Here is a 6,994-nt window from a genome sequence, read left to right as displayed (position 1 = left end):
ATCGGTGCCATTTATGTGTGCACTTTCAGTTTTCACGCCCTGAAAAGTTACATTCCCCAACAGAATCCCCTCTGCCTGCCTTTCTGCAAAATCCCTCCCCTGAAAAAAATACCTGTCCAGTCGATCAATTTATATCGTCGTTTTTTCAGCGACTTATGACCCATCGATAACTATTCGAAATGAGCCGCGCTACCGCTAGATCTGCATCTGGCACAAATCTGGCTTTATCGCATACATGTTTTGTATACAAAACTGCAGAACATGCACACTTTCGATCCGCAAGCCTGAAGCGCCCTATCCCGTACAGGCTGCAGATGCCCCGTAATTAGTGATGGTTTCACCGCCGCGCCGAAGATTTGTCGAGCCTGAGTGCTCATGCACAGTCATCGCGGCGGTGAACGTCAGGAGCCTGCCGGAATGCGTACAAGTCTTTCGAATAACATCGCGCTGAATCTGCCCTCCTCCACGCTCGACCGACCGTTGCCCCACGACGGACTGAGCGAGCCTCTGCAACTGAGCCCGCGTCTGCACAACAGCGATCTGGCGCCGACCAAAGCCGAGGGCCGGCGCTGGGGCCAGTACAGCATCTTCGCCCTGTGGACGAATGACGTGCACAACATTGCCAACTACTCGTTCGCCATCGGCCTGTACGCCTTGGGCCTGGGCGGCTGGCAAATCCTGCTGTCGCTGGGGATCGGCGCGGCGCTGGTGTACTTCTTCATGAACCTGTCCGGCTACATGGGGCAGAAAACCGGGGTGCCGTTTCCGGTGATCAGCCGGATCAGTTTCGGCATCCATGGTGCGCAAATTCCTGCATTGATCAGGGCGGTTATCGCCATCGCCTGGTTCGGCATTCAGACGTACCTCGCCTCAGTGGTCTTCCGCGTCCTGCTGACCGCCGTGCATCCGGGCTTCGCCGAATACGATCACAACTCGATTCTCGGCCTGTCGAGCCTGGGCTGGGCGTGCTTCGTGGCGATCTGGCTGGTGCAACTGGCGATCCTCGCCTACGGCATGGAGATGGTGCGCCGTTACGAGGCGTTTGCCGGGCCGGTGATTCTGCTGACGGTCGCCGCGCTCGCCGCGTGGATGTACTTCCAGGCCAACGCGACCATCGCCTGGTCGATCCGCGAGCCGCTGACCGGTGCCGAGATGTGGCGCAACATTTTTGCCGGCGGCGCGTTGTGGCTGGCGATCTACGGCACGCTGATCCTCAACTTCTGTGACTTCGCCCGTTCTTCGCCGTGCCGCAAAACCATCAAGGTGGGAAATTTCTGGGGCTTGCCGGTGAACATTCTGGTCTTCGCGGCGATTACCGTGCTGCTATGTGGCGCGCAGTTCCAGATCAACGGGCGAATCATCGAAAGCCCGACCGAGATCATCGCCTCGATCCCCAACACCTTCTTTCTGGTGCTCGGCTGTCTGGCCTTTCTGATCGTCACCGTCGCGGTGAACATCATGGCCAACTTCGTCGCTCCGGCGTTCGTCCTCAGCAACCTCGCGCCGAAATACCTGACGTTCCGCCGCGCCGGGCTGATCAGCGCGACCATCGCCGTGTTGATCCTGCCATGGAATCTCTACAACAGCCCGCTGGTGATCGTTTACTTCCTCTCGGGCCTCGGCGCCCTGCTCGGCCCGCTGTACGGGGTGATCATGGTCGACTACTGGCTGATCCGCAAAGGCCGGATCAATGTGCCGCAGCTCTACAGCGAAGACCCCGATGGCGCTTATTACTACAGCCGAGGCATCAATTTCCGCGCGGTGGCGGCGTTTATTCCTGCAGCGCTGATCGCCATCGTCCTGGCGCTGGTGCCCGGTTTCCACAGCGTTTCGCCGTTCTCCTGGCTGATCGGTGCCGCAATCGCCGGCATGCTTTACCTGATCATCGCCAAACGCCAGACGCATTACGCCGACGTCAGCGGCGAATGCATCGCTGTGGATAACGTCAGCCACTGATCCCTTCGCGGCCCGGTTTTCGGGCCGCACCACTGCCCGCAATAAGGATTTTCCATGCGTATTCTCGTGGTCAACGTCAACACCACCGAATCCATCACCGACGCCATCGCCCGCTCGGCGCAGGCCGTCGCCTCCCCCGGTACCGAAATCGTCGGCCTCACGCCGTACTTCGGCGCCGAATCGATCGAAGGCAATTTCGAAAGCTACCTGGCCGCCATCGCCGTGATGGACCGGGTGATGGCCTACGATCAACCGTTCGATGCCGTGATCCAGGCCGGCTACGGCGAGCATGGCCGCGAAGGCTTGCAGGAATTGCTCAACGTCCCGGTGGTGGACATCACCGATGCGGCGGCCAGTACAGCGATGTTTCTCGGCCATGCCTATTCAGTAGTGACCACGCTGGATCGCACCGTGCCGTTGATCGAGGATCGGCTGAAATTGTCCGGCCTGTGGGATCGTTGTGCCTCGGTGCGCGCCAGTGGTCTGGCAGTTCTCGAGCTGGAGCATGAACCGCAGCGCGCACTGGAAGCGATCGTGCAGCAGGCAGAACTGGCAGTAACCCAGGACAAGGCCGAGGTGATTTGCCTGGGCTGCGGCGGCATGGCCGGACTGGACGAGCAGATTCGCCGACGCACCGGCGTGCCGGTGGTGGACGGGGTTACGGCGGCGGTGACGATTGCCGAATCGCTGGTGCGCTTGAAGTTGTCGACGTCGAAGGTGCGCACTTATGCGACGCCACGGCCGAAAAACATTATTGGCTGGGCGCAGCGGTTTGCTCGATAGACCGCGTTATCGTTCATCGCGAGCAGGCTCACTCCTACAGAGGAACGCATTCCAATTGTAGGAGTGAGCCTGCTCGCGATAGCCGCAACTCGGTTTGACGCCTGGCTCAGACAGCACTAAACCGCCGCGCCAGTCCCTGCTCAACAAACTGCTCGATCACAAAATCCACAAACGCCCGGGTCTTGCCCGGCAACAATTTGTGCTCGGCGTAATAGATCGAAATGTTACCGTCATCGACAAACCAGTCCGGCAGCACCCGCTGCAATGTCCCCGCCTGAAGGTACGGGACCGCAAACGGCATGCTCACCAGCGCAATGCCCAAACCTTGCATCGCCGTCGCGCACGCGGCCTCGGAATCGCTCATGGTCATCCGCGCCCGCAACGTCAGCGGGCTGTGTTGCTGATCGCGGTGGGTGAGTTGCCAGGAGCGCACACGCCCGGTCTGCGGTGAGCGAATCAGGATGCCGTCGTGCAGGTTGAGGTCATCGGGATGGCCGATCCGCGCATGGTTCTGCAGATAATCCTGCGACGCCACCAGCACCCGATGCGCCGGCGTCAGTCTGCGCGCAACCACGCCTTGTGGCAGTTCGAAGCCGCCGCCAATCGCCGCGTCGAAGCCCTGCCCGATCAGGTCAACCTGACGGTTATCGAAATGCCAGTCCGGGTTGATCGCCGGATAACGCCGCAAGAATTCGCCGAGCAGCGGCACGATATACAGACGACCGAACACCGTGCCCATGCTCACTTTCAGCGTCCCGGCCGGCTGCCCTCCAGCGCTGGCCAGATTGGCAACGGCATTCTGGATGGTGGTCAGGCTGGCGCTGACCTCACTCAAAAACAGCTGCCCCGCTTCGGTCAACGTCAGGCTGCGTGTACTACGCTGGAACAGCCGCACGCCAAGCCGCGCTTCCAGTTTCGCCACGCTCTTGCCTACCGCCGCCGGGGTCAGGCTTAAACGCCGCGCGGCTTCGGCGAAGCTGCCGACCTCGGCGCTGCGCACAAAGCATTCGATACTGCTGAATGTTTCCATGATCGCCACTATAAACTTCTGGTTTACACAGACTATAGCAATCATGGTCTACACGGTTGTCGATGGCACGCCGATACTCGGCACCAACACCAAGGCATTCCGCCTTGAACACTTGGAGATCGCACATGACCACTCAACACCTCAGGGGCAAAGTCGCTCTGATTCAAGGCGGTTCGCGCGGCATCGGCGCGGCCATCGTCAAACGTCTGGCCGCTGAAGGCGCCGCCGTCGCTTTTACTTATGTCAGCTCCGCCGCTAAAGCCGAAGAACTGCAGAACAGCATCACTGGCAACGGCGGCAAGGCCTTGGCGATCAAGGCCGACAGCGCCGATGCCGGGGCGATCCGCCAGGCAGTCAGCGCCACCGTCGAAGCATTTGGCCGGCTGGACATTCTCGTCAACAACGCCGGCGTGCTGGCCATCGCGCCGCTGGAAGATTTCAAACTGGAAGACTTCGATCAGACCCTGGCCATCAACGTGCGCAGCGTGTTCATCGCTTCGCAGGAAGCGGCGAAGCACATGGGCGAAGGCTCGCGGATCATCAACATCGGCAGCACCAACGCCGACCGCATGCCCTTCGGCGGTGGCGGCGTGTACGCGATGAGCAAATCGGCACTGGTCGGCCTGACCAAAGGCCTGGCCCGCGACCTCGGTCCACGGGGCATCACCATCAATAACGTGCAACCTGGCCCGGTCGACACCGACATGAACCCGGCCCATGGCGACTTCGCCGAGAGCCTGATCCCGCTGATGGCCGTGGGTCGTTACGGCACTGCCGATGAAATCGCCAGCTTCGTCGCCTACCTCGCCGGGCCGGAAGCCGGCTACATCACCGGTGCCAGCCTGACCATCGACGGCGGTTTCGGCGCCTGACAGCCCCGCAAGAAAAAACGCCGCCCTTCTTTCTTGGGAAGGGCGGCGTTTTTATCTGGGCGATCAGGCCAGTTCCAGCGTCGGCAGGCCAAAAGCGCTTGGCCTGAAGTCTTTCAGCGAGCGAAGGATGCCGTCAGCGTGAGCATATTTCTCATCGGCCATCGCGGCGTCGGGGATGGCGATTGCGGTCATGCCTGCCGCTTTCGCCGCAGTGACGCCAAACGGTGAATCCTCGAACACCAGACAATCCCTGGGGGCAACGCCCAGTCGCCGGGCGGCGGTGAGGAAGATGTCCGGCGCCGGTTTGGCCGCGCCGACTTCCGGATCGTCCGCCGTGACGATGAAATCGAACAGTGCGAACCAGTCGCGGTGCAAAGTGGTTTTCTGCCCGAACGACTGCCGTGACGAACTGGTGCCGACTGCGATCGGGATGTTATGCGCCTTGAGATGACGCACCAGCGCCTCGGCCCCCGGCATCGCCTGCGCCTTGGGGAAACGCTCGCGCATCAGCGGCTCGCGGATCTGCAGGAATTCTTCCGGGGTAATCGGTAGCTCCAGCGCCTGCACAACGTAATTGGCCAGGTCATTGGCACCGCGACCAATGATGTTCTGCTTGATGCTCCAGTCAAAGGTTTTCCCGTAGCGCCCGACAATCATCGAGGTGACCTCGGTGTAAATGCCCTCGGTGTCGAGCAGCAAACCGTCCATATCGAATATCACGGCCTTGATCGGGCCGAACGTCTTCAGCGGTGCATTCATCATCGGATCCGTTAACAAAGACATCCCGGGCGACAGGCAACGTGCCGCAACGCGGATCTGATTAATGGGTTCAGCAGCATAGCGAGGCCGATGGACATTGAGCAACGGGCAATCCCGTCGACGCGCTCTTCGCATTTAGCGAAACCTCCTACAGACACTGCCTACTTCCCCGACTTCTTTCATTTTTGATCCCCCGCAAAGTCCGCGCTCCCGTTTCTTCCTATGCGCGAGCGACTGCGAATGTTTCAACCCGATCGGCTACTGGCCCTGAACAACAGCATCGGACTGCTGGTGGTGGCCGCCCTGAATCCCCAGCAGCCAGATTTCGAAGCGCTGATCGATGAGTTCCGCCTGTGCCTGAACACCTACGAGACCTGGGCCGAGCAGTTCTGGAGCGGGACGGCGCTGGACATCGAGCAGGTGTTCAAGGTTGGCAATGACGTGCAACTGAGGGCGCCGATTACCTCGCGCGCACCCATCAGTTCATCGGTGGTCATGTGTCCGGCCAACGGGCCGTTGACCTTGGTACACATGTTTGAAGCGGCGCGCTTTGTGCCGATCGGTGACACCCCGGTAACCCTCGAACCGCTGCTCAGCGAAGTCGACGGCGTGCAGACCTTCGGCGAACCACTGCGCCACACCATCGGCCCGAGCGGGATTCTCGAGGTGACCGATTGCACGCGCGGCCAGCGCTACCGCATCACCTTCTTCCCCGATGTTTCCACCGCCCATGTCCGCGCGCTGTATGCCTCTTATGAAGGTGTCATCGCCGGTCTGGAAAACTGGCTGCGCGGCGAATGGACAGGCTTCCAGCCGCCATGGATGGAGTTTTCCAGCGCCGGTTTTCTTGATCGTTACGGGCAATTGCAACGGGCCGACTGGCGCGGTCTGGAAAAAGCCCTGAACGGGGTCTGGGATGACATCCAACAGCTGTTTGCCCTCCTCGCCGATCTGCAGGCGCACAGCGAAAAACTCCTGGAATACCTGAGCGAAGTCGAGCTTGAGGCGCTGCTGGCGGCTTCCAGCGAGGCGATTGCCAACGCCTTGTTGATGCTCAGCGACGAGCCGTTGCTGTTCATTCATCTGGCCGCGTTCACCAGTTGGCTGAAGATGCTCCCGCCGCAATACCTCGCCGAAGTGGTTGCCGAAGTCCGCACAGAGTTGCTGATCAGTTTCCTGTTGATGCGCGTGGCGGGCGGTGCCGGCGTATCGCTGAGTCTGAGCAGTAAGGTCCTGGCCAGGATCAAGTCGCCACGGGCGCGGGAATGGCTGGCAGCCTCTGCTTTACGCCTGGCTGAACTGACCTCGACGCCGGAACTCAAGCAGCACGCGAGCACGCTGAAGCCGCTGATGTTTCATGCCCGGGACGTTCAGCTGAAGCCGATACCGTCGATTCCGCTGAACATTCGCCAAGCCGACGCGGTGATGTTGAGCGTGCCGAACCCGGCGCCACTCGCGCGGGAAAAATCCCGAAACATGGCGCGTCTTGAGCGCCACGAGCCTCACGACGACGCCCCCGACCAGGCGAAAAACCCCAACGGCGATGCCGCCGACTGCGTGCCCAACACCTGCACCAACGGCTGTCCGGTGTCGA

Annotated in this window: 5 protein-coding genes and 1 pseudogene; 4 read left to right on the top strand and 2 right to left on the bottom strand. The window is 60.8% G+C overall.

Annotation, left to right across the window (positions count from 1 at the left end; translation table 11 throughout):
• Positions 1–417 precede the first annotated feature (417 nt).
• Entirely contained in the window at positions 418–1,956 is a 1,539-nt protein-coding gene (locus DCO47_RS24730; protein ID WP_116659127.1) for an NCS1 family nucleobase:cation symporter-1, read from the top strand.
• A 54-nt stretch (positions 1,957–2,010) separates the two neighbouring features.
• A complete protein-coding gene (locus DCO47_RS24725) occupies positions 2,011–2,739 on the top strand; it encodes an aspartate/glutamate racemase family protein (RefSeq protein WP_042608464.1) in 729 nt (242 codons plus the stop codon).
• Positions 2,740–2,845: 106 nt separating this feature from the next.
• Here DCO47_RS24725 and DCO47_RS24720 read toward each other — a convergent pair whose 3' ends face one another.
• Entirely contained in the window at positions 2,846–3,769 is a 924-nt protein-coding gene (locus tag DCO47_RS24720) for a LysR family transcriptional regulator (protein ID WP_116659128.1), read from the bottom strand.
• Between the two features lie 125 nt (positions 3,770–3,894).
• On the opposite strand from DCO47_RS24720, the gene DCO47_RS24715 reads away from it, so the two are divergent.
• Positions 3,895–4,641, top strand: coding sequence for a 3-oxoacyl-ACP reductase family protein (locus DCO47_RS24715; RefSeq protein ID WP_042608465.1), 747 nt, complete (start codon positions 3,895–3,897; stop codon positions 4,639–4,641).
• Positions 4,642–4,704: 63 nt separating this feature from the next.
• On the opposite strand, the gene DCO47_RS24710 is transcribed toward DCO47_RS24715, so the two are convergent.
• The gene (locus DCO47_RS24710; RefSeq protein WP_064362884.1) at positions 4,705–5,400 is read right to left on the bottom strand and encodes an HAD-IA family hydrolase; all 696 of its coding nucleotides are present in this window, start codon (positions 5,398–5,400) and stop codon (positions 4,705–4,707) included.
• A gap of 240 nt (positions 5,401–5,640) precedes the next feature.
• Between DCO47_RS24710 and DCO47_RS24705 the strand changes: the two are divergent.
• Positions 5,641–6,994 (top strand): annotated as a pseudogene (locus DCO47_RS24705) (type IV secretion protein Rhs); the annotation flags it as partial.

The sequence above is a fragment of the Pseudomonas sp. NDM genome, from assembly GCF_003105095.1.
In the GTDB taxonomy this organism is placed as follows: domain Bacteria; phylum Pseudomonadota; class Gammaproteobacteria; order Pseudomonadales; family Pseudomonadaceae; genus Aquipseudomonas; species Aquipseudomonas moraviensis_A.
This window is presented reverse-complemented; position numbering and strand designations above follow the sequence as displayed.

Coding starts and splice junctions, on each gene's coding strand:
- DCO47_RS24730 (WP_116659127.1), top strand. CDS start 418: ATGCGTACAAGTCTTTCGAATAACATCGCGCTGAATCTGCCCTCCTCC.
- DCO47_RS24725 (WP_042608464.1), top strand. CDS start 2,011: ATGCGTATTCTCGTGGTCAACGTCAACACCACCGAATCCATCACCGAC.
- DCO47_RS24720 (WP_116659128.1), bottom strand. CDS start 3,769: ATGGAAACATTCAGCAGTATCGAATGCTTTGTGCGCAGCGCCGAGGTC.
- DCO47_RS24715 (WP_042608465.1), top strand. CDS start 3,895: ATGACCACTCAACACCTCAGGGGCAAAGTCGCTCTGATTCAAGGCGGT.
- DCO47_RS24710 (WP_064362884.1), bottom strand. CDS start 5,400: ATGAATGCACCGCTGAAGACGTTCGGCCCGATCAAGGCCGTGATATTC.